This window comes from Prevotella sp. E13-27 (assembly GCF_023217965.1).
Classification (GTDB): domain Bacteria; phylum Bacteroidota; class Bacteroidia; order Bacteroidales; family Bacteroidaceae; genus Prevotella.
The window spans coordinates 1,567,363-1,592,847 of record NZ_JALPSC010000002.1 but is presented as its reverse complement, the minus strand read 5'-3'; the positions used below and the strand labels follow the sequence as shown (position 1 = coordinate 1,592,847).

General features: G+C 42.7%; 21 protein-coding genes. 6 read left to right on the top strand and 15 right to left on the bottom strand.

All coding sequences use genetic code 11. From position 1 onward, the window contains the following. Window positions 1-10: 10 nt before the first annotated feature. The 5 genes from M1L52_RS15795 to M1L52_RS15775 all read right to left on the bottom strand — a co-directional run bounded on the left by M1L52_RS15795 (window position 11) and on the right by M1L52_RS15775 (window position 9,911). The gene (locus M1L52_RS15795) at window positions 11-901 is read right to left on the bottom strand and encodes an ADP-ribosylglycohydrolase family protein (RefSeq protein ID WP_248615977.1); all 891 of its coding nucleotides are present in this window, start codon (window positions 899-901) and stop codon (window positions 11-13) included. A 17-nt stretch (window positions 902-918) separates the two neighbouring features. Then, window positions 919-2,079 carry an IS4 family transposase gene (locus M1L52_RS15790; RefSeq protein ID WP_317231464.1) on the bottom strand — a complete coding sequence of 387 codons (1,161 nt, stop codon included), beginning with the start codon at window positions 2,077-2,079 and terminating at the stop codon, window positions 919-921. 246 nt (window positions 2,080-2,325) lie between these two features. Then, window positions 2,326-3,264 (bottom strand): hypothetical protein, encoded by a 939-nt coding sequence (locus M1L52_RS15785; protein WP_248615976.1) that lies wholly within the window; start codon window positions 3,262-3,264, stop codon window positions 2,326-2,328. A 5-nt stretch (window positions 3,265-3,269) separates the two neighbouring features. Continuing rightward, complete coding sequence (locus M1L52_RS15780) at window positions 3,270-8,459, bottom strand: DEAD/DEAH box helicase (protein WP_248615975.1); 5,190 nt, start codon at window positions 8,457-8,459, stop codon at window positions 3,270-3,272. Between the two features lie 24 nt (window positions 8,460-8,483). Next, complete coding sequence (locus M1L52_RS15775) at window positions 8,484-9,911, bottom strand: AAA domain-containing protein (protein WP_248615974.1); 1,428 nt, start codon at window positions 9,909-9,911, stop codon at window positions 8,484-8,486. Window positions 9,912-10,065: 154 nt separating this feature from the next. On the opposite strand from M1L52_RS15775, the gene M1L52_RS15770 reads away from it, so the two are divergent. Then, window positions 10,066-11,505, top strand: a complete 1,440-nt coding sequence (locus tag M1L52_RS15770) for a transposase (protein WP_248615763.1) — start codon at window positions 10,066-10,068, stop codon at window positions 11,503-11,505. A gap of 54 nt (window positions 11,506-11,559) precedes the next feature. On the opposite strand, the gene M1L52_RS15765 is transcribed toward M1L52_RS15770, so the two are convergent. The 6 genes from M1L52_RS15765 to M1L52_RS16600 all read right to left on the bottom strand — a co-directional run bounded on the left by M1L52_RS15765 (window position 11,560) and on the right by M1L52_RS16600 (window position 18,545). Continuing rightward, window positions 11,560-15,024 carry an NERD domain-containing protein/DEAD/DEAH box helicase gene (locus M1L52_RS15765; protein ID WP_248615973.1) on the bottom strand — a complete coding sequence of 1,155 codons (3,465 nt, stop codon included), beginning with the start codon at window positions 15,022-15,024 and terminating at the stop codon, window positions 11,560-11,562. Window position 15,025: 1 nt separating this feature from the next. Then, entirely contained in the window at window positions 15,026-16,093 is a 1,068-nt protein-coding gene (locus tag M1L52_RS15760) for a DUF1848 domain-containing protein (RefSeq protein WP_248615972.1), read from the bottom strand. A gap of 16 nt (window positions 16,094-16,109) precedes the next feature. Continuing rightward, the gene (locus M1L52_RS15755) at window positions 16,110-16,367 is read right to left on the bottom strand and encodes a hypothetical protein (RefSeq protein ID WP_248615971.1); all 258 of its coding nucleotides are present in this window, start codon (window positions 16,365-16,367) and stop codon (window positions 16,110-16,112) included. 320 nt (window positions 16,368-16,687) lie between these two features. Further along, on the bottom strand, window positions 16,688-17,698 hold the full coding sequence (locus M1L52_RS15750) for a nucleotidyl transferase AbiEii/AbiGii toxin family protein (RefSeq protein ID WP_248615970.1): 1,011 nt from the start codon (window positions 17,696-17,698) through the stop codon (window positions 16,688-16,690). Continuing rightward, window positions 17,685-18,302 (bottom strand): DUF6088 family protein, encoded by a 618-nt coding sequence (locus M1L52_RS15745; RefSeq protein WP_248615968.1) that lies wholly within the window; start codon window positions 18,300-18,302, stop codon window positions 17,685-17,687. Before M1L52_RS15745 ends, M1L52_RS15750 begins: the two co-directional genes overlap by 14 nt. A 102-nt stretch (window positions 18,303-18,404) precedes the next feature. Then, window positions 18,405-18,545, bottom strand: a complete 141-nt coding sequence (locus M1L52_RS16600) for a WYL domain-containing protein (RefSeq protein WP_410896791.1) — start codon at window positions 18,543-18,545, stop codon at window positions 18,405-18,407. A gap of 384 nt (window positions 18,546-18,929) precedes the next feature. Here M1L52_RS16600 and M1L52_RS15740 point away from each other — a divergent pair, with 384 nt between their 5' ends. Beyond that, window positions 18,930-19,169: a hypothetical protein gene (locus M1L52_RS15740; protein WP_248615967.1), complete on the top strand. Its 240-nt coding sequence runs from the start codon at window positions 18,930-18,932 to the stop codon at window positions 19,167-19,169. A gap of 241 nt (window positions 19,170-19,410) precedes the next feature. Here M1L52_RS15740 and M1L52_RS15735 read toward each other — a convergent pair whose 3' ends face one another. From M1L52_RS15735 to M1L52_RS15725, 3 genes are all read right to left on the bottom strand, one after another. Beyond that, complete coding sequence (locus tag M1L52_RS15735; protein WP_262918010.1) at window positions 19,411-19,572, bottom strand: DUF86 domain-containing protein; 162 nt, start codon at window positions 19,570-19,572, stop codon at window positions 19,411-19,413. 199 nt (window positions 19,573-19,771) lie between these two features. Continuing rightward, complete coding sequence (locus tag M1L52_RS15730; protein ID WP_410896799.1) at window positions 19,772-20,041, bottom strand: nucleotidyltransferase family protein; 270 nt, start codon at window positions 20,039-20,041, stop codon at window positions 19,772-19,774. Window positions 20,042-20,144: 103 nt separating this feature from the next. Continuing rightward, complete coding sequence (locus M1L52_RS15725; RefSeq protein ID WP_248615963.1) at window positions 20,145-20,519, bottom strand: hypothetical protein; 375 nt, start codon at window positions 20,517-20,519, stop codon at window positions 20,145-20,147. A gap of 137 nt (window positions 20,520-20,656) precedes the next feature. On the opposite strand from M1L52_RS15725, the gene M1L52_RS15720 reads away from it, so the two are divergent. Genes M1L52_RS15720 through M1L52_RS15705 form a run of 4 tightly spaced genes read left to right on the top strand, consistent with a single transcriptional unit; the run spans window position 20,657 to window position 23,091 of the window. After that, window positions 20,657-21,184: a nitroreductase family protein gene (locus tag M1L52_RS15720; protein WP_248615962.1), complete on the top strand. Its 528-nt coding sequence runs from the start codon at window positions 20,657-20,659 to the stop codon at window positions 21,182-21,184. Window positions 21,185-21,186: 2 nt separating this feature from the next. Beyond that, the gene (locus M1L52_RS15715; RefSeq protein WP_248615961.1) at window positions 21,187-21,990 is read left to right on the top strand and encodes a Rossmann-like and DUF2520 domain-containing protein; all 804 of its coding nucleotides are present in this window, start codon (window positions 21,187-21,189) and stop codon (window positions 21,988-21,990) included. Window positions 21,991-22,007: 17 nt separating this feature from the next. Then, complete coding sequence (locus M1L52_RS15710; protein ID WP_248615960.1) at window positions 22,008-22,526, top strand: KdsC family phosphatase; 519 nt, start codon at window positions 22,008-22,010, stop codon at window positions 22,524-22,526. Window position 22,527: 1 nt separating this feature from the next. After that, window positions 22,528-23,091: a Maf-like protein gene (locus M1L52_RS15705; RefSeq protein WP_248615959.1), complete on the top strand. Its 564-nt coding sequence runs from the start codon at window positions 22,528-22,530 to the stop codon at window positions 23,089-23,091. A gap of 312 nt (window positions 23,092-23,403) precedes the next feature. Here the strand turns inward: M1L52_RS15705 and htpG are convergent, their stop codons facing one another. Then, window positions 23,404-25,464 (bottom strand): molecular chaperone HtpG, encoded by a 2,061-nt coding sequence (htpG, locus tag M1L52_RS15700; RefSeq protein WP_248615958.1) that lies wholly within the window; start codon window positions 25,462-25,464, stop codon window positions 23,404-23,406. Window positions 25,465-25,485 lie beyond the last annotated feature (21 nt).

The window sequence follows — 25,485 nt, the reverse complement described above, 5'->3', positions numbered from 1 at the left end:
ACTTCAACTTTTACATGATGTATGAGTAAGTCTTGGAGCAGAATGACATTTGGATGGAGTGTACCTCAACTCCTTCAAAGTGGATCAGCAGAACCGTCCCCAATTTTTTTTTTGCCACTTTATTAACAATGTCGTCAAATCTTTCACTCACGTTAACCATCCAATCTGGTAATTTCTTCAACGCTTGATAGACAAGAGCATCGGGCATCTTCTTGTAATAGGCGTATGCCATCGGACTCGCTATAGCGGCAAGAGTATCAGCATCTCCGCCGAGGGAAATAGCGAGTTTGATACAATCAACATAATCTTTGGATTCTATGAAACAGATGATAGCAGGCCCTACAGTACCTGCGCAAGTGGAGTTGAATGAGTACGAGTCATGGAAATCCGCATACTTTTTATTTGACCAGTCCGGATAGTATTTGTCAAGAATCTGTTTACGAACGAACTCTTTATCTTCACCATTCTTCAGATGGAATATGGCGAGAGCTGTAGCTTCTGCGCCCTTGAAACCTTCTGGGTGATTGTGTGTGGGGGCTGCTGTTTCATGTGCCATACGAATGCACTCTTCTTCCGTTTGCGCCAACCATCCTGCTGATGAACAACGCATGGCAGAGCCATTGCCAAGACTGCGGTAAGGCTTCGGATAATGACTGGCCATCCACAACTTGAACTTGCTCCCAAAACCTGCATGGCGATGTTCGTTTGCACACTTCCACAGATTCATTGTCATATCAAGTTTGTCAATGAATGCTTCTGCACATGCAAATGTAAGCACTGTATCATCTGTGAAGTGGGCTCTTGAGCTAAACATTTTCACTTTATCATAGTCTTTTATACGGCGGGATTTGCCTTCATAAGCACTCCCCGCTATATCGCCTATTGCCTCGCTTATCAACACTACTGTCCGGTTAAATTTCACCAAAGCGAAAGTTGGCGGTCATCTTCCGGATTTTGATTAATAATTGGTTTGTCAAAAAGTTCATTCAGCGGAGTCCTCTCAAAGAGAACTTGGCCGATGACATTAGAGAATATGTAAAGATTTTGTTCGATATGATACATCTTCAGAGCAATAATAAGCAGCAGGTAGTCACAGATGGCAATCCATATCTGTGTGAAGACTGCGTTTTGGGACGTCCCATAGAACGTCTTGATGTGCAGGTGCTGCTTGATCCATTTGAAGAACGTTTCGATAGTCCAGCGCTCTCGGTACAGTTCCGCAATGGTAATTGCTTCAAGGGTGAAGTCATTCGTCAGGAATCGATACACTACGTTCTGCGCAAAGTCCTCATAGACGACCAGACGCAACAAATCAGGGTACTTCTTGGCTGTAAAGAGACCAGTAAGACTGATGGACTCGTCAGAGATGACGCCAGTCTGCCTGTCAACCTCTCTTGCCTCGAATACGGAATATTTCATGTTGTCCTTTGCTCTGGTTACAAAGTAAGCCTTCTGCTGTTGGAAGAGACGGAACAGACGGTCAAAGTCCACATAGCCTTTATCCATCAGATAGTAAGCCCCTGCTTCTACAGGCAAGCTGTCCATAGCCTGAGTATCATGCACATTGCCAGGAGTAAGCATGATGAAGTTGGGTATGTTGTTCTTTACATCAATCAAAGTGTGCATCTTGAAAGCACCTTTGTCATGATGGAACTTCGCCCATGGACAGAGATGCAGACACAGGTTGATGGTACTGCTGTCAAAGGCATACACCATATTGTCAATTCCCAACCGATAGTATTCATCTTTATACAGGACTTTAGCCCTCTCGACAAGTACCATTGCGTAGTCCTGATAGATACGCCAGTCCTTCTTCTCGTTCATGTCGGCGAGAGTGGACTTGGGCATCACCTTCAGACCGGCATGATACAACTTGGAGTTGAAAGCAGTCAACTGAGCCTCTATGCTACGAAGGCTTGCGCTGCTGGTCAGCTGAGCATAACTCATGACAAGGAACTGGTCACGGCAAGTGAATCGTCTTGCATGAAAATCCCCTCTATATCTGTCAATACATTTCCTGAGCTCGTAGTCAGGGATGAGAGACATCAGTTGCGAGAATACAGTATTTCCGGCATTCATATCCTGTGCTATCTTATATATGAGACAGTACAAAGATAAAAAATCAAATCGGAAAATTTTTAAATCGCTGTATCTCATTGAAATTTAAACATTTAATTAACGTTCGGAAAAATTTAACCGGACACTAGTGGCTTATCAAATAATTCTTCATACGCATCTGTCATTTACATGTTGCAAAGATACTCAAATATCGTCTATTCCTAATATATACGCATCCCACAAGGCTTGTGAAAACTTATTTTGTGCTTATTTTGCAATGAATTGCAATGCCGCCAGTATTATAATGCCTGCTATGATTATCCATCTGTTAATGTTTGATTGGTGAACAATGTCATCGACAGATGCCTTTATGGTTTGCTGTAATTCTTCTGCCTTCGTAGCATTTGAGCTTATGCTATTTTCTATTTTTTGAATAATGGTATGATTCAATTCTTTAGTGGCTAAGGCTTCCCTAAGAAGGCTGTCAGAGTTAGATCTAATATCTTGACAGCAGTTTTCAATAGAATTTGATTTCTCCTTTATATCATCGCAAACCTGTTTTACTGAGAATATGGCATTCGCAAGTTCCTGGAGTTTTGTATCTTTCCCTGAATGAAGAGTTTCTATTTTGCGTGTCTGCTCATCAACATAGCCCTTTATTGTGTTTGATGTTGTATTCGAGATTCTACCAACATCCTCCTTTATCACGTCAAGAACTTCATCCTGTGACCTCTGTGATTCTTTTAAGTCATTTGATAGGGTTTCCAATAAAGCCTTAACGTTGTTTACATCTTTGATGGCATTATCAAAAGAAGAACCAAGGATCTTCAATGCATTAACCTGTTCAGACAACTTTCCGTTCTCTCTTTCTAACTTAACTAAGAAACTATTCGTATCGGCTTCAAATCCATCCTTGGTTTCGTCAAGTTTGGATTTAAATAAATCAACCACCTCTGAGCATGTTGCCATCATTTGCTCAATGGCATTTTTGAATGCTGTATCGTTAACAACTTGAATACCTTGAAGTTCCTTCTCCCATTGTTTCAGTCCCTCTTGAACGGAAACGAGAGTGTTAACATAGCCAGAAACGACCTGTTGTAGCTTGTCGCTGGCATTCACGGTAGCCTCTACCTGTTTCTTCGCTGAGTCAAGATCCTTTAGGTTCTGCTCCAGTCTCTCTAATGCTGAATTAATATCGTATGGCATATCCTTTAATTTAAATATTTATTTGCTATCTCATTTAATTTCTCCTCATGAATGAATAGAAGTATACTGTCCTTACCTTGATTTACAATGCTCTCCTCCAATTGTTGATCATGTACTTTAGGCTTTATCATGGCTGTATATTCGTCAATACAATCCCACACATCCATTCCGTCCTTCTTTGAAAGTGACATAAAACCTTCATGAAAGTTTTTAATGGCATCTGTCCTTAATGTGTCGTTAGTTCCGACTCCTAAGAAGGTCACGCAATAAGTGAAAAGTAATTGAAGTGCTGCATTGTCAGGGTGTGCACGTAAAGACAGGAGTGTTGCACCGTATAAGTGCTTTACATTGTCAACCTCACTGCCTGATGAGTCCTTATTCATGATGTCGATATACTTCTTCACTATATCAAAGTCATCTCTTCCCTGATCATCTGTGTCATAGGTAAGGGAATAAGGCTTGTCTTCCACCGTGTATCCTTCTCTGGCGTATTTTGAGTTGAAATATAGGTGGATAAACTCTTTAAGCCAATTGTCATTCCCTGACTCTGCTCGTTTTAAAACACTATCTTTGCATGCTATTCGCATATCCTCTATGGCACGATAACGCTTCTTTTCCAGATTCTGATAGACGAATTTTGTTAGATAACCTAAACACTTGTCCAAGTAGTTACGACCGTCCTGAGAATTTATCTCATCAACCCTCTTTTGTGCCTGTTCAGAAGAATAGTATTTCCTAAAGAAATCAAACATGTGAGCCTTGAACTCATCATCAGTCTGCTTATGAATCTTCAACTCATATGTTTCCGAAAGATAATCTATCGTTACATCCTCAACCAAACCAATACAGCACAGTCTGTATATCGCTTTGTCTGTGTCTGCTTTGTCTCTCTTTTGACAGAATATCCTCTTAAGTGATTTGTATGTAGCCTCGTCTCCATGACACCTAAGCCAACTTGAATCATTTGAGCATTTAGCAATCTGGGCAATTAACGAATCAAAATCACCCACCTTGTTCAGTTTTAATTTCCCATAATGATCCTCATCTATATTCTTCCATTGCTTCTGAACTGCGATTCTCTCTATCTCAGCTTTTATCGAACGCTCGAATCCATCGGCATCTTGCTGGAAGTTGTTCTCCCAAGAAACAGTTACAAACACGTAGCCATCTTTATCAGCTTTCGACATCGCAGCATATATGCCCTCCATTATGTCATCTTCACCATCTATAGGACGAAGAAGAGCTCTTGCTGAGTGATCTTCATATTCTGATAATATACTGATTAGTGCCTCAGAAATGACCTTACATACATTATACGTGAAATTTGTATATCGATAATTAGCCTGAAGGTCACTGAGATAGATGTAACCGTATTGCTTTTCGTTTTCTTCCTCAGATACTATTGTAATAGAGTTCGTTGCTACATTAACTCTCAACAAAAGATCCTCATTACCTAATTCGTCTCTTAATCGTGCTTGAATGGCTCTGAGGTGATTAGGCTTGACATTCATAAGTCTGTCGGTCATCTCCCAGAGGATAACCTTTTCCTTGTACAAACCTCTGAAAGAATTGTTGTGGAACCACATGTCGATATTCTTGTCGATATTCTCTATGAAATCTCTATCACGTAAGATGTTGATAATAGAGCGACTGTCTTCTTCCGAACAATTATTCTGAATGCAAACATTCAAGAAATCGTCAAATAGTATGAATTTATTAAGATAATGTTCTAGCCAAGTAGGATCTTTTTCTTTCCCCATGACATAGCGAATATCATTTATCTTGTCTGCTGTTAGGTGTACATATTCTGTAGGATCAAACAATATATATGCTATAGCATTTTTCCGATCACGCCCTCCACGACCAGCTTCTTGAACAAAACTTTCAATTGATGACGGATGGTTGAAATTAACGGTAAAGCGGATGTTGGGCTTGTCTATGCCCATCCCAAATGCTTTGGTAGCAACCATGAGATTCTGTTCGTTATCGTTGAATAGTTTCATGTCACCAGACGGCTTATCGCCTCCGATAAAAGTTCCTATTTTTAAATACTTAGCCTCGGAAAGTAATGAAGAAGATATACCAGGATGATTGCCATGACGACTACTAACAACTCCCAAGGAACCATGAGCATGTGGGCAAAAAACGATTCCTGCATTGTCATATTTCTTTTCGGATGATGGTAAAAAGAATGCCTCCGTTGAAAAATCCGCGATCCTACATGGCGAGTCTATTGATGCTTCGTTAATTGTTTCTATATCTTGCGGTACATTTCCTATAAGTTCTACCAGTTTCTTCTTTTTCGTATCTGCTACTATATTCTGAAGTTCTCTATCAATGTTGGCATTTAACACATTTGGGTCATTGGAGTCTCGTAACTTATCATAATCAGAATGTACTTCAATTATGCGATAAGTCAATTCCTTTCTTTCATCATTCTCTGGGCGAACAATCGTTCCGCTGTCTATCGTAAGATTTCCTCCCAAGGTCAGCTCTCTTTCCACATCTGCAAGAACGTCAAAAGAAGCGGTGGCCGTAAGACCAATGATTGATAGAGGACGACCAGACCTCGTTTTCATATAGTTAATCATGTTACGTCCTAAGTGTAGGTATGACGGACGGAAATCATGTCCCCATTCTGAAACACAATGAACCTCGTCTATTACGCCATAAGAGAAATAGATATGGTTCTTTTCTGTCATTGTTATCAGACTGTCCCTAAAATTCTCCATCATATATCGCTCAGGAGAAAGCAACACCATTAAGGTTGCACCATTCTGTAGAAGGTTCAGCTTCTTGGCTTTTTCCTTGGCGTCCATTCCACTGTGAACACATTCACAAGCATCTATACGAGCGTCGCAAAGTCCACGAACTTGGTCAACCATCAAAGATACCAGCGGATCGACTATAATAGAAACTCCTGGTTGTAAGAGGCAAGACAATTGATAAGTTAAAGATTTACCACCACCAGTAGGCAAAAGACCTATTGTCGTTTTGTCTGCTAATGTATGACTAAGTATAGGTAATTGCCCAGGACGGAATGAGGGCTTACGGAAGATGTCTCGTAAGAAATACGTCAGTACATCTTCACGCTCCTTAATATTCTTATAAGCGCCAGTACCATCTTTAGTAACAAGAGCAGGATATTGTATGTTTTCTGCGGAGCAAATCGTTCTTTCCCGTTTTTGATAATGCGAAGAACGGATAAGATAAAAAGCCTTAGCGCTTACAGCAAGTGGCAATGCATCGATATTGTCACGGAGCAACATAGAGATGTCAATGCATAGGTCATATGTACTCGAAGGAATGTCGCAGACTGTTTTTTTATCCAAATGCAACGGTGAATCCTTAAATTCATCGCTAGAAACAATAGTAAGTCGTATCTCTGGCAATCCTGCAGGACAATTGGACAATTCGCACAAATGCATGTACTTGTCCTTTAAGTCTTCTATTGCAATGGCAGCACAAGGAACATCCCTTTCTATAATAACGATGTTCCATTCCTGTGCATTGATATCTAATGCCGCTGACATCATTGCTTCTACCAGTATTCTCTCAATTCGAGCGATTGCAAGGGGGGCAAGCACAATCTGAAGAGTTTTATTCCATTCTCCAGACAACGTCCTCTTATAATTCTTTTTCAACGTTGTGAGGAACTTGCTTGCATAGGCTTCTTTCTCCCAGTTAACAATGAAATCGTTATTATGAATCTGGTCTATACGATAAGTATCCCACCCACCATTGAGGGACATTCTGTCTCTGCGCTCATCCCTTAGCCTCTGGAATATATTGGAGTGATACTGTTTACCGTCCAATTCCAAGATAAAACCAGTTCTTGAATCTCCGTAAGGAATTTCCAAAGCAAAGTCAACACGCTGTTCCTTACTGAATTTTCTATCTGGTATATTGACAATTGAGGAAAGAGGACGCTGTGGTTCCAATATCTGTATGAGATATTCGCTTCCTGAGCCTTTAAGGTATCGCTCGATAAAAGCTTTCTCGAAACTACTTTCCAACATGTCGCCATTGTATGATTCAATATCAAATCTGGGATCAATGACGTGCAATGCATCGTTTATGTCTTCCTTGGATATAGCATGATTCGAGGAGAACTTGATACTTGAGCCTTCTTCTGTTTTTCTTGAAATATGGAAATGCTTAGAAAACAGTTCCTCAATATATATGGGAGCCTTGGTCGGTAAACCTCTTGATATGATGTTGGCAAGAACCGCAAGTTTTGAATCACAATCTGTATTGTTGTCCAAAGGAAAGTTTGATTTGACATCGAAAGACGATAAGGAATGATATAAACCCTCCGTTTCGTTCTCAATATCCGTGTTTTTATATTCTTCCTCAATGGCATCCAGAATGTAACCAGCAAAGAATTGCTGTTTTTTGTGTGATTCCTCGATACGCTTTCTAATATCTTCAACCGTTTCAATACGCTGGAAGTTTTTAAAGAATACCCGAAGAGATATAGTCCAGTCATTCTGCCATCCACCTCTGTCCTTATTGACAACAGCAAACATCGTGTCAGGATCTGTTGCTGCAATGAACTCGTCAACTCGCTTGTTGTTGCTATAATATGGCCCCACGCAAATAAAGTAGTTATCGCCAGTAAATGATTGCTGGAAAAAGTGAATGAACTTTGCAAGGTCAAAAGCATCTACATCAAGAATATTACTAAAGAGATGAATCTTAAGGAATGTCGATGGGGTAATATCCCCTGTATTCAGAGGGTCAAACTCTTTAACAACGGTATTGACAGCATAACTTCCATAACAAGATATGACTTTTGAGGCTCGATCAACAGCTGCAGCAGATGGCTCTATTAAGTTGATTGAACGTATGTCAGCAGCTATTCTTTTAGCTTTCAGGAAATCAAGCAAACAGATAGTTGCAGTTCCCTGTCCACAACCCCAATCATAGATTTCTACAGATGAGCCAAAAAGTTCCGATGGATTCTGTATGCAACTGAAAGCGGCATCAAGCTTGGCCTTGTGCATCTTGCCAAAACTGCGAAGATACATATTCAGATGATCATCATCGTCCAAAATACCAGTTCCACGCTTAAGGTCGTTATATAGCTTATCCAGCTTCATTTTGTCAGTAGGAAGCAGGGACATGGCTACATTTCTCATTCCTGTGAATGAGATTTGGCCTTTATTTCGGAATATATCTATGAAGTTTGGCATACAATACTTTTTCTAGTGTAATATCTATTTGCTGCAATATATATCATAGCAGAATTCGAGCATTCTCTCTTTATAGTTTAGTACATAGGAGAAGTATGTGTCTTCACTCTTAATGACCTTTATATAAGGAGACAGAATCCGCTTAAATACTTTGAATGAGTTCAATTTCTTGTCACATTCAGAATGTTGTATAAAGAAAACATACCTGTTGAGAGGATGGTTCTTCATTATCTCACTTATCTGAATCGCCAGACGCTCCGTGAACTGTGCAGATACATTTGAGAAGAAATATGACATATTGAAAATGACCAGGGATGGCAGTTCAGAGCATCCTTCCCAATATGATGCGTCTAGTTCATTAAAGGAATTAAACATCTGACAATTGATTTCCCCATTGAAGACATCATCTAATAATTTCCTGGCCATTCGTTTCATTTCAGTAGAAACATCAATTCCGGTATAGACCATGTTGTGGGCTGCATCTTTAAAGATTTCTGCAAAAACTATACCACAAGTTGCCGGACCACAACCGATGTCTATCATCTGTACTCGTTGATTCACTGAAGTAATCTGTGTATTCAACCAGTCCTTATAGCTTGTATAGATGTTACGACTACTACAATAGTGCTGTCGCATAATGTAATAGCAGTAAATCAGTACCTGCCTTTCTGGCGACATCTGTTGATCAAACAATCGAAGCTGATTTGAGAAATTGATTCTTCCATAACCAATAGCATTCAGATTTGTACCCATGTCATGGCCAAATACTAATGAAGGCCATTCTTCGCCAGAACCGTCTTTGATTGGCTGAAGGATATATTTGTTGAATACATCATTGAACTTTTCTGTGACGGTAAATGTTGCTTTACTGAGGTCAAGTTCTTCTGAATCATACTGTGATACTTCAAAATTACCTTTGACAAAGTCATCCTTCCTAATACGGAAGAAACCATGTTTGCTTCGTACGAACTCCATTAGTTTGAAGAACGTAAAGTTATTCGATAGCAGCTCTGCGTTACCAAACATCACCAAATGTTCCTCTGCACGAGTCATGGCGACATTCAGCTTTCGGTCAACTATGCAACCATCTATTTCGTCTTCAAATACATTATTTGTAAGGAAACTGAGTTGATAATACTTCTGAACGGTGAATCCATAGACTATATACTTCCTCTGGGAGCCTTGATAACGCTCAACAGTATCTATTGTTATATCGTGCAATAGCTCAATCCTGTAGTTGTCTATAGCCTTACGAACCGTTGTTATCTGATTCCTATAGGGAACGATTACACCTACGGTTCTATTGACATTGAATCCATTCAATTTCTCTATTTCGTATATCTTCACAACCGTTGCCGCTATCATCTCTGCCTCGGTTTGATTAACCTTATCAGATACAGAATCTTTTGGTTGCTCAGCATCAACGAAGACAATTCTACGTGTTTTAAGCAAGTCAGTAACTGAAGTTTCCCACCCTTTGACAGGTGATAAAGACATAGCGAATTGAGTATGAAATAATCAGCAAAACAAAACAGAAATCGAGAAAAATTTCGTAAATTTGTAGTCGCTAAACAAAACAAATGCGAAACGCTTCAAGACTTCTGTTATGACTGCAAAATTAGAGAAAATCCACGAGATGTACAAACTTTTGAACGAAAAAGAGCGTGTGAACCACGATATTTTATCGACCTTTGGTCGTTTTGGCCTCTCTCAGGCCCTCCGTCGACTCGGTTTGGAGAAGCAGCAGGGCGTGTCTGCCTTGCAGCTGATCATCTCTTTGTGCCTGTTCCGCTTCAACGGCGAGAGTGTCTTCGGTATGTACCGCAAGGACTTCCATGCCTTGGTCGAGACTGGCAAGAACTGCTACTACCGCATGCTTAATCGTGAGACTATGGACTGGCGCTGCCTGCTGCTTCGCATGTGTGTGCGCTTCTTCGCCATCCTGCGCAAGGAGCATGCTGAGGAGACGGAGCAGCCCCGCTGCTACATCATCGATGACACGACATTGGAAAAGACTGGCGTTTCAATCGAGGGTGTCAGCCGCGTGTTCGACCATGTGAGACACAAGTGCGTGCTGGGCTTCAAGGAACTGATACTGGCCTACTTCGACGGGCGTACCACGATACCCGTTGACTTCTCCCTGCACCGCGAGAAGGGCAAGGAGAGCAACTACGGCCTGAGCGGGGATGAACGTAAGGGGCAGTTCTCCAAGAAGCGTGATGAAAAGAACCCCGACCATGCAAGGCATAAGGAACTGGACATGAAGAAGACCGACTGCGCAGTAGCCATGATGCAACGCGCGTGGAAGGCTGGGCTCCGTGCCGCATACGCCCTTTGCGACAGTTGGTTCACCTGCGAGGAATTCATACATGCCGTTCGTGCCATAGGCGACGGAAGCGTGCATTTCCTCGGTATGGGTAAAATGGATAATAGGAGATACTATGTGCGTGGATTCCATCAGAACGTATATGAGATGATCTCGCGCTACGAGCGCACTGAGGCAAAGAAGATGCCCAAGTACAACAGCCGCTACTTCATCGTCAACGGATTCATGGGTAAGGAGATTGTACGTATCTTCTTCATCAAGTACGGCCACAACCAGAACTGGAACATCATCGTCACCACCGACCTGACAATGGGAATCACCAAGTGTTTCGAGACCTACCAGATCAGGTGGAGCATAGAGGTGCTGGCGAAAGAGAGCAAGCAGTATCTCGGCCTCGGACGCTATCAGGGAAGGGACTTCGACGGACAGATTGCCGACTGCACGCTCTGCCACATGACCTACATCGTACTGGCCCTTGACAAACGGCTCAACGACTATGAGACCATGGGAGCCTTGTTCGAAGAGCAAAGGGCTGACCTGATGGCACTCACGCTCTGGCAACGGCTGCTGGCCGTCATCAAACGGTTGCTCGATGTACTGGCGGATATGCTGGGAGTCACCTATAAAGAACTGTCTGCAAACATCGTCTGCAATGAGAAAATGCTCGACAAGTACATCGTCATGGCTGAAGCGTTGGAAGAGTACGAGGAGGCCGCGTAGTATGAGACAAATTGAAAATCAAATATTTAGGCCACTCCGAAAAGGTGGGAAACTTTAGTCAGTAATACCGTTCTCGCCATTTCCCCTTACAGGTAAAACGACATTCTGATGAGGTCGAGGCACTTCCTCCAATAAATTGTTGTAAAATGTATAGTTGGGGAAAATGGCGATGTCATGGTGCATTCGTCCCTGCTTTTTAAGCATATCAACCACATCCTCATTATCTGCATATTTCTTAAGTAGACGTTCAAACAATGACAAACGACAATCTGTCAAATGAATACTGTTTAGCAATACATCTTGCACCCGACTTACGTCTTCCGTTTGCTGTACGACGGCAGGCAATTGTTTATGATCACCGATGAGCACAAATTTCTTGATAGCCGGCAAGCCTTCCTTCTGAGCACTAAGCAGACCTATCAAATGAGGTTCCAGTATTTGAGATGCTTCGTCTATAACTGCAAGGGTAAAATGTTTCAGTTGGAATAAGGCAATATTGCTGTTCAGAGCCGTAGTGGTTCCTACAAAAACCTTTGTCTGAAGCAAATCGGTCTTAAGGTTAGGCAAATTGTTACTTTGTTCGACCCTCGTACTGAGCAAGTTCGCTTTATAGCTATCACCACAGCTAAACTCTCCTCCGATACGGATAAAGTCAATTCCTTCTTCAGCTAACTTGCTGCAGATTTCGTCAACAGCTCTATTTGTATATGACAATAGCAAGATGCTGGCATTTGGTTCCAACAGTTCTTCTTTGACGGTATTAAGAAGGCCAAAAGATGTCTTTCCTGTTCCTGGAGGTCCAATAATTAAGAATAGTTCTTTTGCTCTTTTTACCTTTAACATCAGGTTATCAAACTCTCCATAGCTGCCTTTTAGGGTAATTGTTTTATCTGTTTCAGGCTCTCTCTGCAGCAATAGTAAATCACGTCTTTCCTTTGGAGCCATAAGGAAAGCTTGCATACCTTTGTAAAGTGAACTATATGAAGACTCCATAAAATCGTGCTCGATGGCCCACGGGTTATTCATCTGGGCTAAGAATACACGATTATCCGATTGTGCAGCTCTCAGTGTAAGTTTGATGGTATCTGTCCCAATACTCTCTATTGTACAGCGGTGTACCATAGTCTTGCGGGCATCTGGCTCCTTTCCTTCAGTGTATGGGTATAGAATAACAATGTCACCAACTCGGAAGTTAGACATGTCATTGTCTTCATTTTCTGAGAAGCCTAATTCTACGCTTTTAATTCGCCCTGTTGTTTCCCTATTTGGCGATCGCAGCTTCAAATTGTCGTATATGTTTCCAGCCTGAAGCTTTTCTTCCAAAGAGTTATACCAAGTAGCCGCAAACCCAGAACTTTCTTTGGTCTTATTTCCCAGTTTCGACATCACATGCTCATTAGAAATGAATGTTAGGAAACAGAAATAATAAGCCTTTTCCAAATCCGAAGCCTGTTGTATAGGATCGAGAACAGAGGCTAATTGTGGACGTATCCATTTATCCCAGAAGTTACCCGTAAGGTGTTTTTTATTTAAATCCTCTGGTGATAAACCGTCAAGAATCCTATAGCCACTTGGCTGTGTATAAAGCATTTCTGTCCATGCAAGTCCATTTCTAATCTTAATAGCTTCAAACAACAGTCTAGGCGCTGTGTATCCAGGATCCAATAAACTATCACTATATTTTGAATATAATAGATAGGCATGAAAATCGTTTTTAACCCTTTCGTATATTTCCCTGAAGTTATATCGAATCAAGGAAACATAGAGTAACATTTGTACAAAATGTTCATTCGTATGCCTGGGCTTAACAAAGTTGTCGAATGGAAATGCTCCTTTTCCAGATTTCTGTTCCATAAGAACTTTATAATCCAATTGGAGATAATCCATACGCCCTTGTAATCCCAGCATTTCCGAGAAAAAGGATGGCTCTACTATACCATTTCTTGAATCAAAGCCTTGGACTTCTCTTGGCAACGTATTATGAATTGCTTGAGCAATATTCTGTTTCTGTCTTTGTGCATCTTGATGGAACGTAGGGCTAACATTGGCAGTCAATAGACTTATAGCATTGTCCTTAAAGAAATCCTTAACACTATCAGAATAAGGGCGAGTATTTGGCAATCGGTGAATAGACTCATCTAATAATTGCCCAGCTAAGTTACCCAAAACAATCGCTTCCGTTGTTTTTTGTGGTTCCAACTTCTTAATTAAATCCACAAATGGAGAATCTGCATAATTGGTGAAGCAACGGGCAACAGTTGATATATTTACCAAATAATCAGGCTCAAATATTGTCAACTCTGGATATATTACACCATTCTCTTCTCTTGGACGTACAAGATTCAGCTGGGCATCCTTGTAGAATATATCTTTCAAATAAGTCCAGTCATAGTCATAGAACTTATTCCCATGTGCATAACAAACCTTTGTAAGTTCGCCATCGTTAGAATCTTCTGTCCTGACATAGACATATTCGTCATCCCAACACTCCACGATACATCTCATACATTCTCCAACGAGCAATGGAGTATAATATGGTATTTTCTCAGTGGGGAAAAGTTCTATCAGTCGGACAGGAATCTCAGTCTTATATATAAATGCTATAAACTGGCAAAGGTTTTTAAGGTCAAACAGACAATATTTCTGTAAGTTATCTTCTGTCAACTCATAACGTTTTCTCAGTCGTACACGTGTGTCGTTAGTTGATTTTATCAACCTCTTAGATGCGCCAAACTCTTTTAATAGATAGTCAGTTTTTGCAAAATCGCCGCCAAAATTAATACGCGTTCCACTTGTTTTTTGGCTCAGACATTTTTTGAAAACCATATTCATCGCATTATACGTCTTGCGATAATTAGGAATCTGACTAATGGCTGTTTCCAATTCATCAAAGAAATTGGTAGATGCTTCAGGTTCGTATGTTTCATTGATAGGAGTTCTATATTCCCTATCTGATTTTATGGAGAACTCTCCTAACTTTAGCTTTAGAGGTATTGAAGCGACAAAGTCTGCAGACATTGCGTTGGTCTTTAAACCGTTCAGAATGTAAGATAGGTGTTGGTTGTCACAAACAGTGAGCCATGTAGTCACCGTATCTGATAGACCTGTTGTATCAATGTCAGCATCTTGCCAGAAAATAATAGCTGCACTAATCATTTGGGGCTGAACTCCTAACAGTTTGTTAAGCCCTTTTGTGACTCGGCTTTTATTTAGTCTGATTTGTTCAAATGGCGTTTTCTCGCGGGCTCCTCCTTCAATAATCATATTGTTAGAAGTCCATGAACCATTTTCACGAGCAATAATATGACCACCCCAGTTTTTGAATTCTAATATTCGTATACCACCTGCAGTAATAAGAAGGGCGTCTAACTCAACACCTTCAATATTATAATTGCCAACAAGAATACACTCTTCTGAAGAATCCCCATACTTTTGTTGCAGCAACTGGCATATAGATTCAAACTGCCTTGTCTCCGCAATATGGTTGTATTCTGAAATTTTGAAAATATTTAGTGCCATATTATTTCCCTGTTATAGTTTCCGAAAATCTATTCTCTTGATGACGTTTCCAATTCTGCAACGCCAATTCTTTTGTAGCATTAGCATAGCAGTACTCACAGAGATGTGGACAGGTGTTATATTCGCCAATATCCTTGGATGCCATACACTCACAGAACTGGCGCTGACCAGGATCTTTCTTGTGGGTGCTAATGAAATAGTGGTTATTAGGCAACAGTATGGCTCCCTCTGGTAATTCGGAATTACCAAACAAAGAAGGAGCAGGAACATCTTCTATCTTCACCTTCATGAATTTCATGAGATCCTTATCATCCCATGCTAGGCGTGTAATAAGGTCACCATCTACACAACGGTTATGTGATATTCCATATTTTGTAATGTCTATTTTTTCACCGCATGTCGCCAGTTGGAAGTTCCAGCCTCGTTCACGATTCATGGTAGATAGCTTATCGGCAAACTCTTCCATCTGCTCTGTATCCCATTCATGATATGGTATACCACTTACTTCAAGGTTGTGTTTCACCTTTCGATACATGGCAATATCAGCATAGCTGAACACCAATTTCTCGGTATAATCCTTCAGTTGGTCACCAATGTTTTGAACTTTCTGAAGCAAATCCTCAACAGATATGTTATCCGTCAAAATCATTGGATCAAACCGCCATACAACTGCGACCTTGCCCAATTGTTCAACTAATAGTTTGAATGTCTCTATTCGTGAAGCAAGGGAAGGAACCTTTTCTAACTTCTCCTGCTCATAGTCGTTTAGTGTATATTGAACGTAGCACTTAATATTACGCTCTTTGAGGATATGTAGATATGGCAATAATGGACGAGGATTCTTAGACCAAAACACGATGAAGCGTGTATTCTCATACGATACATACGACTTCACACCATTGAAGGGATTCGTCCATGCAGAGTAGCCTTTCTCTAATCGATGGAAGAACCAATCAGCATAAAAAGCTGGTATATCTGTACTCCTGCTTGCCGAAACTATCATTGGGGCTTGCATCGGTACATGTTCGCCATTCTCCCTTGATAGTATTTTTTTGCTCCAACTTGCCATATTTCAACAATATATATTACAATCCCATTTGTGATTTCAACATATTCATCAGGTTCTCTCTTCGAAGTATCTCAGTTTCCTTTTCTTCTTGAGAAGCAAAGGGGTAACTTTCTATGTTTCTCTTTGTTTGCGCCAATATGTAATCGGCCATATCGCGAGCCTGCTCTTGAGTCACAAATTTGCCACCAATTAAGGCATTCAAAAACTGAGCAGCTCCATTTGCATGTACTGCCATCTCCATATTATACTGTGCAATCTTCTTTTCGTCAATCATAAGCTTTTAATCATTGATATCGCAAAGATACATCTTTTCTTTGAAAGGAGAACAACTTCGTTCGAAAAACTTTTATTCACAAGCCTTGTGGAACTTTGAAACAAGAAGAGGCAATATTAAACACTACAAAACGTAGTGCTATCTTCTGTCGGTTCCCAAATAGGGAACACTGAGCTCCCAGTAAGGGAACATTTTGAAAGTAAAGCGTGTTTGAAAAATATCCACAATGCCACAACGCCTTTTTTAAAGGCGATACATACGGCGATAGGAGAGATGTGGATATTTTCGTTTCAGATTGGACTATCAAATTGAATTCAATGCTACACCTTTTTAAATAGTAGTTCTAACTTGTGCATGCTTTCTAGTAATTCAGTAAAAGAAGGCCTCTCGCCATATATCATAGCAGAGGACATATCTTCATAGTCCTTTTCCCAGTTTGCTAAGGATTCGGATGACGGAATGAGGCGTATGTTCTTTTTGATGTCAGCATCATAATCAACACCTTGCATACTGGTGAGTGTGGAGCGGTGATGAAGTATTGTTTGCCATAGCTCGTCATTTGCTATTGCTTTGTTAACAATACCCTTCTTCATCATCATATGTAGGTCATATATATGGCGAGAACGTCGTTTCGCATCTACATGTTTGTTAACAGAGAACAGTTCGTGTAGAAGGAAAGCCTTTTCTAAGAAGGTCTTTTCTGCTATTGCGGTCTTTATCTTTATATCAACCTGTGTCGTACTTATGGTAGGCAATACCTCTTCCACCATGCTAAATAACTGGGCTTCATCGTATGGTTCCAATAAAGAACGTGCACCGGCCTCTATCTTGACGACGGGTGGAATATAAGCCAGCTTGTCTTCAAACACTGACTGATAGCGGACGAAGATACTTCGAGGTTCAGGATAAGTGGCATCGCCATCACCATCAGGCTCTGCTTCTATCTGACATTTGTCTTTAAGCGAGGTATGATTAATTGTCTCAACTAATTGGCTGTACAGTTCATCGCGAACAAAGATAGAAGAGGCCTTTCGTAATTTCTTGACTTGTTTCTTGGTCAAATCACCATCAAGTTCGAAAACACTACGATCTATGGCAAGGTCTATGTCCTCAGAAAAACGATTGATGAGGCCCCAAACTTTACTGAGGGATGTGCCACCCTTAAACACTAAGTTTTCTGCACAAGGCAAGCTGAATACGATTTGTAGAATTGTAGTCACCCACAAGTCTTTCTCTATAGCTTGTTTGGGTAATGCCTTCTTGATGGCTGTCTGTTCTAATATGGTGCGTTGTTGAACGGTAGTCAGCGCAAAGTAATTATTCTTCTGCATAGAGCGATTTTATTATTGAGGATACCCAAGCTGGCATCAATTTATAGTCTTGTTCTACAATTTGCCTATTCTCCTTTTCTAGCAAGCTCTTAGACTGCTTCATTATTTCTGGAGTAACATTCTCCTTTCCCAGACTTTTGTATGCAAAAGTCAATAGCATGGCAAGTTTAGAATGAAAAGCAAAATTCTTAGTAGAAGTGCGCTTGAATTGTATGTGTGTCCCATTATAAAGTTTTATCTTACGATTAAAACCATCTGTAAGATACACTACATTCATTGGAATTTGGGTCGAGAAACCTAAACGATTTAGTGCATAGAGTCCTGTAGGCGCGATTCTTGCCTTATCACGTTTGGCAATGCCTTCAGCAATGTCTTCCAAGGTAGGATAAAGCACTCCTAATCCAAGCGTTTTGTCGATTTTTGGATAATAGTAAATACCATGACTGATACGCAGAATTAATCCTTCCTTCATCATTCGCTCTAAGGCTTTGTTAACGGATTTCTGTTCTCCATATCGAATGAAGTCGGATGCAAAAAGTAGATTACCCCTTCCGCGCTTCTTAATACTACTAAGTATCTTTGTTTCAATAGATTCGAATGTCATAGCGTTGGATTTTTGTCGCAAATTTAGTCTAAATATTCGACAAGACCAAATTTTAAGCAAAGAAATTACACGTTATGCTTCAATTTTTGTACGTTTCTGTTATTACTCGTTAGAATATTGCAGTATTTGTCTTTTGAGAATATCTTTTATTTGCTCTCGTAACGACTGAGGAGTAATTACTTCTAGGTTCTCTCCATATTGGAGGATACGACCTCTAAGTTCGCGATTCGGCTCTATGTTCATTCGGATAAATCGGAGTCCCCAATTTGTGTTCGCTGTCGGTTCCCAAAAGGGGAACACTGAGCTCCCAGTAAGGGAACATTTTGAAAGTAAAGCGTGTTTGAAAATAAGCGATTCTTATTGATGAACATCGAACTGTTTTATTTCGTGTTCTGATTTTTGTTGACTATAAACGAAAAGTGCCCCATCCCTCCCATCGAACGGTGCTGAGCCCTTTAATCAAAGGGATTCTTCGATTTTCATCCCTCCCGTCACCCCTCCCGTCACCCCTCCCATCATACCTCCCATCACCCCACATTTTTTTTACATACATTCTAAGATTCGGTTCTTCTTCATTTCATAAACATATAATTGCCGTTAATTTAACCATTAATTACATGATAATTAATGTCGAAAATATTCTGTTTGATTTGGTTAGATTTGTTTAATTTCTCGCCGCAGGCGACTCCATTTGCTTTAGTGCCCCTTGGGGTAGCATTCGGCGACGAAGGTGAATGGGAGGGTTATGGGAGGGATGAAAAAAATCCCTCCCGTGCTCAAACCCTTTATACAAAGGCGATTCAAGCGATTATGGGAGGGATGAGGGATTCTTTAGCAAAACCTGCAAAAAGTCAGCCTGATCTTTGAAGATTCTTGTCAAACATGTTGCAATTCTTATTAAGCTATGGTGTAGTACTGACTACGCTATGGTGTCATTCTGACTAAACTGTGATGCGGTTCTGGCTAAACTGTGGTATAGTTCTTACTAAACTGTGGTATAGCTTAGACGCTGGTGCACCATAGCTCTAACTATACTACACCATAACTCTGACTATAGTTCAGTATAGTTTAAGCAGAATAATGGGCCGACGTGATAGGGCACACCCCTTTAGTATTCTTTCAAGAGCTCTTCTATTACTGATTTCAATTGCGGAATATCATCGTTGATGGTAGAAACAATGATTTCTTCGTCGATATTTGCATATTCGTGAGATATGAAGTTGCGCATCCCGTAAATTGCATTCCATGGAATATTTGGATAGTCAGACAATGGCTTATCATTGTTTTTGAGAAGCTACCCCACTTGTTCGCCTATTACTTGAATCCGCATGACGCAAGCATTGAAAGCCATAACGCCCATAGGGGTTAGCATGAAATCGTGAACAGTATTCCGCCCTTTACTCCATTCCTGAATAAGAATAATTGACTCGAGAATAGAACTAAGCCTGTCGTGTATGGTAAACTGATTATCAGACATATATGACATCGCGTTGAATGTTTGATTTAAATAAAGGGCGAAGCGAATCACGGAAACGTACAAGGTCGACATTACATCCGAACAATTGCTTGAGTGCTTCTTTCAACTCGTACATCAATTGTAGTGTAGGCTTTTGAACTTCAACAACAATATCGATATCACTATTCTCTGTATTTTCGTTTCTGGCTACAGAACCAAAGATACCGAGTTTCGTAATACCATATTTCTGTGCAAACATCTTTTTGAAGTTTGACAGTTTCATTATACTGTTTTGGAGTTCAAGCATAATCGTATCCTTTATTAAGGACTGCAAAGATAAATAGTTTTTCCAAACATCCAAAATTATTCGTAAGAAATCTTACTTGTCACCACCCTGGTGGCAGTACGATGTTCTCTATGCCGTGAGCCTCCTTGAAGAGCGGAGAGATCTCTTCGTTGGTGAAACCGGCTATGCCACAACCTATGCGGGTGACAAGGAATGTCAGCTTGGGATGGCGTCTGGCAAAGGAGATGAACTCATCGACATAGGGCTTGATGGTGTCAACGCCGCCCTGCATAGTGGGTATGCCGTAGCTCTGGCCCTGAAGCCCTACGCCCTGTCCCCAGATGGCACCAAACTTTTGCCAAGCCTGTAGTGCTGCGCCTCCGCCGTGTGCTCCCTCCAAGTTACTGCCGAACACAAAAACTTCATTGTCTTCCAGTTGCGTGATACGCTCTGGTGTTACTCTCTTCTGTGACATAATTGCGCTGTTTTTTATGATTTTGACGACAAAGATAAAATTTTTCTTTGAAACGAGAACGACTTCTCTTAAAGTTTTTCTTTTCATTTCATTTTTTTGTTGTACCTTTGCAGAGAATCAAAAAAAACGAAAGAGCTATGACAGATTTCAAGGATTTGGTGCAGATGCGCCGTTCACATCGTAAGTTTACAAAGGAAGAGATAGACGGAGAGGACGTGAAGATGATTCTTCGCGCTGCACTGATGTCACCAACATCGAAGAGCCAGAGAGCATGGCAGTTCGTGGTGGTGGACGACCCACTGACAATAGAGAAGCTGGCAGATGCCAAGGAGATGGGGGCACAGTTCCTGAAAGAGGCTCCGCTCTGCATAGCTGTGTGCGGCGACCCGATGCAGAACGACTGCTGGGTGGAGGATGGCAGCATAGCAGCCATATCAATGCAGTATCAGGCTGAGGAGCTGGGACTGGGCTCATGCTGGGCACAGATGCGCGGACGCGGCCTGAACGACGGCACAAGCGCCGACACTGTGATACGTGGCGTGCTCGACTTGCCAGAGAACATGTCAGTGCTCTGTGTGCTGGGCATAGGCCACAAGGCCGACGAGCGACAGCCACAGAACGAGGACAAACTGAAGTGGGAGAACGTGCATATTGACAAGTATTGAAGATGAGAATTGCGCTTATAGGGGCAGGACGCTTAGCCACGAACCTGGCTCCGGCACTGAAGGATGCCGGACATGACGTGGTGCAGGTGTATAGCCGCACACAGGAGGCTGCGGAGACACTGGCAGCAAAGGTGGGGGCGAAGGCTACATGCTCTGTGGAGGAGGTGACAACGGATGCCGATATGTATATCTTCTCTGTCAGCGACAATGCCCTGCCACAGTTGGCAAAGACGCTGGGAAAGGGTAGGGAGGACGCTGTGTTCCTTCATACGGCAGGATCGGTGGCGATGAGCGTGTTTGAGGGTGTGGTGAAGCACTATGGTGTGCTCTATCCCATGCAGACGTTCTCAAAGGAGCGAATGGTGAACTTCAAGGACATTCCTGTGTTCGTGGAGGGAAGCGACGAGCAGACGCTGACAACAGTCAGGGAGCTGGCAGAGACGGTGAGTACTCGAGTGATGGAGCTGACATCAGAGGGGCGCCGACATCTGCATCTTGCGGCGGTGTTTGCGTCGAACTTTGTAAACCACTGCTATGCTCTATCTGCCGAGGTGTTGAGTAAGTATGACATTCCGTTCAGCGTGATGCTGCCTCTCACAGACGAGGTGGCGGCAAAGGTGCACGAGCTGAAGCCTGTGGAGGCACAGACGGGACCTGCCGTGCGCTACGACACAGCAGTAATAAGCGCTCAGCAGCAGCTGTTGGCTGACAAACCAAGGATGCAGCAGATATACACCCTGATGAGCGAAAGTATCCACTATATGGAAGAAAAAAGAAAAAACTCACCTCTCACCACTCACCTCTAACCTCTAAATTAAAAGATATGATAAACTATGACCTTACGCGCATTCGCGCTATAATATTCGATGTCGATGGCGTGCTCAGCGCTGAGACAATAACACTTTCTGCCGAGGGTGAGCCACTGAGAACGGTGAACATCAAGGACGGATATGCCATACAGCTGGCACAGAAGCTGGGACTGAGGATAGTGATACTCACTGGAGGAAAGACCGAGGCCGTGAGACTGCGCTATGCTCGACTGGGCGTGGAGGATATCTTCATGGGCTGTGCAGTGAAGGTGAAGGCCTATGACGAGTTCCTTGAGCGCTATGGCCTGAAGGACGAGGAGGTGATGTATATGGGCGACGATATTCCCGACCTTGAGATAATGCGCCGCGTGGGATGTCCGGTGTGTCCAAAGGATGCCTGTCCGGAGGTCCTTGAGACGAGCATATATGTGAGTCATCTGCGTGGTGGCTATGGCTGTGGACGCGACGTAATTGAACAGACGTTGCGCGCACAGGGAAAATGGGTGATGAACGAGAAAGCCTTTGGTTGGTAGAATGAAGAAGATAATACTGGCGAGCAACAGTCCTCGCCGACGTGAGCTGCTTGCAGGGCTGGGCATAGACTTTGAGGTGAGGGTGATGCCCGACATTGCCGAGAACTATCCTGACGACCTGCCTGTGAAGGACATTGCACAGTATATAGCTGCCGAGAAAGCTGCTGCCTATCGCGCAACGATGGCAGAAGATGAGCTGGTCATAACTGCCGACACGATAGTGGTGGTGGATGACGAGGTGCTGGGCAAGCCTGTGGACGAAGCTGACGCACGACGAATGCTTCATGCGATAAGTGGACGTACGCATCAGGTAATAACAGGAGTTTGTCTGACAACAAAGGACTGCCAGCGACAGCTGTCTGTGAGTACTGACGTGACTTTTAAGGAACTCACCGACGACGAGATAGCCTACTACATAGAGCACTACCGTCCGTTTGACAAGGCTGGCGCCTATGGCATTCAGGAGTGGATAGGCTATATCGGAGTGACCCGTCTGGAAGGAAGCTACTTCAACGTGATGGGACTGCCAGTGCAGCGAATCTATTCAGAGTTGCAGAAGTTCTGATAATTGTAATATCGATATTGCAATTGATATGTTTAAGAACAAAAAACGTCATTATTTACAGTAATAATGCTTCAAAAACGACGCCGTTAACGATTTTTCACACAAAAATTGTTGAATATTCTTGTACTATTCAACTATTCTTCTTAAATTTGCAATCGATAACTAGTAATTTTAATCTATATTTATCATTTTCCAAAGTTTTTGTAGGGAACCAGTCTGCGAAGATAGGTTCCCTGTTTTATTGGTTTTTAAAAACAGGGGCATGTCGCGATGTGCGACACGCCCCTGTCAATATAGAATCTTTTTACCTTATTACTTGATGAGGTCAACGCTGCGCTTGAGGAAGCGGTCGAGTGCTTCGCCCTTGAGCATGCCATTCTGAAGAAGGGCGAGGTCGATGAGCTGCTGTACGACAGGATTCTTCTGTGCGTAGTCACTGATGAGCTGCTGCTTCTTAGAGCGCTGCTCGTCGAGGGCCTTCTGTGTGGCAGCCTTGTCGTCCTTGGTCTCCTGAGTGATCTCCTCGGGCTTCTTACCCTCGGTCTGCTGGTTCAGTGCTGCCATGCGTGCCTCCTGTCCCTTGATCTCGCTCTCAATGGGCTGGAGCTGAGCAGAGAGGTCGGAGTTGAAAGATGAGAGCACATCCTTAACTAGACGGTGGTCGCTGTTGAGCACGAGGTTGAACGAGTCGGGCATCTGACCATAGAAGCCCATGCCGCTCTGGTAACGGCTCATCTCCTTCATGCGGCGCATCCACTCGTTCTGGGTGATGATGACAGGACGGGCCTCTTCGCCAAGGGCATCAACCTCAACACGATATTCGGTCTTGTCGGTCTTGGGCACCTGTGACTGGAACACGGCTGACAGATTGTCACGCTCGTTGTCGGCAAGAGCACTCTTTGGAGCATCGTCCTTGGCAATGAGACGGTCAATGATGTCGGCATCGACACGTGTGAAGTGGCTCTTCTCGAACTTCTGCTCCAGAGTCTGGATGCAAGGAACGTCGAGCTGTCCGTCGAAAAGAAGCACTGAGTAGCCCTTGTCCTGAGCAGCCTTGATGTAGCTGTACTGCTCTTCCTTGTCGGTGGCATAGAGATAAACGAGCTGGTCGTTCTTGTCTTTCTGTGATGCCTCGATGAGCTTGTGATACTCCTCAAAGGTGAAATACTTGCCCTCGGTGTCCTTGAACAGAGAGAAGTCCTTGGCACGGTCGTAGAAGTTCTCCTCAGTGAGGATGCCGTAGTTGATGAAAAGCTTCAGGTCGTCCCACTTCTCCTCGTAGGCCTTGCGGTCCTCGTTGAAGATTGCCTTCAGACGGTCGGCCACCTTCTTAGTGATATAGGTAGAGATCTTCTTCACCTCGCGGTCGCTCTGCAGATAAGAACGAGAGACGTTAAGAGGGATGTCGGGAGAGTCGATAACACCATGAAGCAGTGTGAGGAACTCAGGCACGATGCCCTCAACTTGGTCGGTGACAAACACCTGGTTGCAGTAGAGCTGAATCTTGTTGCGCTGAATCTCGATGTTGGACTTGATGCGTGGGAAGTAGAGGATACCCGTGAGGTTGAAAGGATAGTCAACATTGAGGTGAATCCAGAACAGAGGCTCGTCCTGCATGGGGTAGAGGGTGCGATAGAACGACTTGTAGTCCTCGTCTTTTAACGTCGACGGAGTCTTTGTCCACAGTGGCTCTACGCTGTTGATGATGTTGTCCTCGGCTGTGTCAACCATCTTGCTCTCGTCCTTAGACCACTCCTGTTTCTTGCCGAAAGCCACGGGCACAGGCAGGAACTTGCAGTATTTGTTGAGCAGTGACTCAATCTTCTGCTTCTCGAGGAACTCCTTGCAGTCATCGTCGATATAGAGGATGATGTCGGAACCACGGCTCTCGCGCTCGGCATCGTCAATCTCATAGGCTGGCGAACCATCGCAGCTCCACTTCACTGCCTTTGAACCTTCACGATAGCTCTTGGTGATGATCTCTACCTTCTTAGACACCATGAATGATGAGTAAAAGCCAAGTCCGAAGTGGCCGATGATGTTGTTGGCATTGTCCTTGTATTTCTCAAGGAAGTCGGTGACACCTGAGAAGGCAATCTGATTGATGTACTTGTCAATCTCCTCCTCGGTCATGCCTATGCCGCGGTCGCTGATGGTGATGGTGCCCTTCTCGGTGTCGAGGCTTACATGTACTGTGAGGTCGCCCAGCTCGCCACTGAATTCGCCCTTCTCGGCAAGGGTCTTCATCTTCTGTGTAGCATCGACGGCATTGCTGACCATCTCGCGCAAGAAAATCTCATGATCGCTGTAGAGAAACTTTTTGATGACGGGGAAAATGTTCTCGGTAGTAACCCCGATGTTACCTTTTTGCATAGCTTTATTGTAAATTATCTT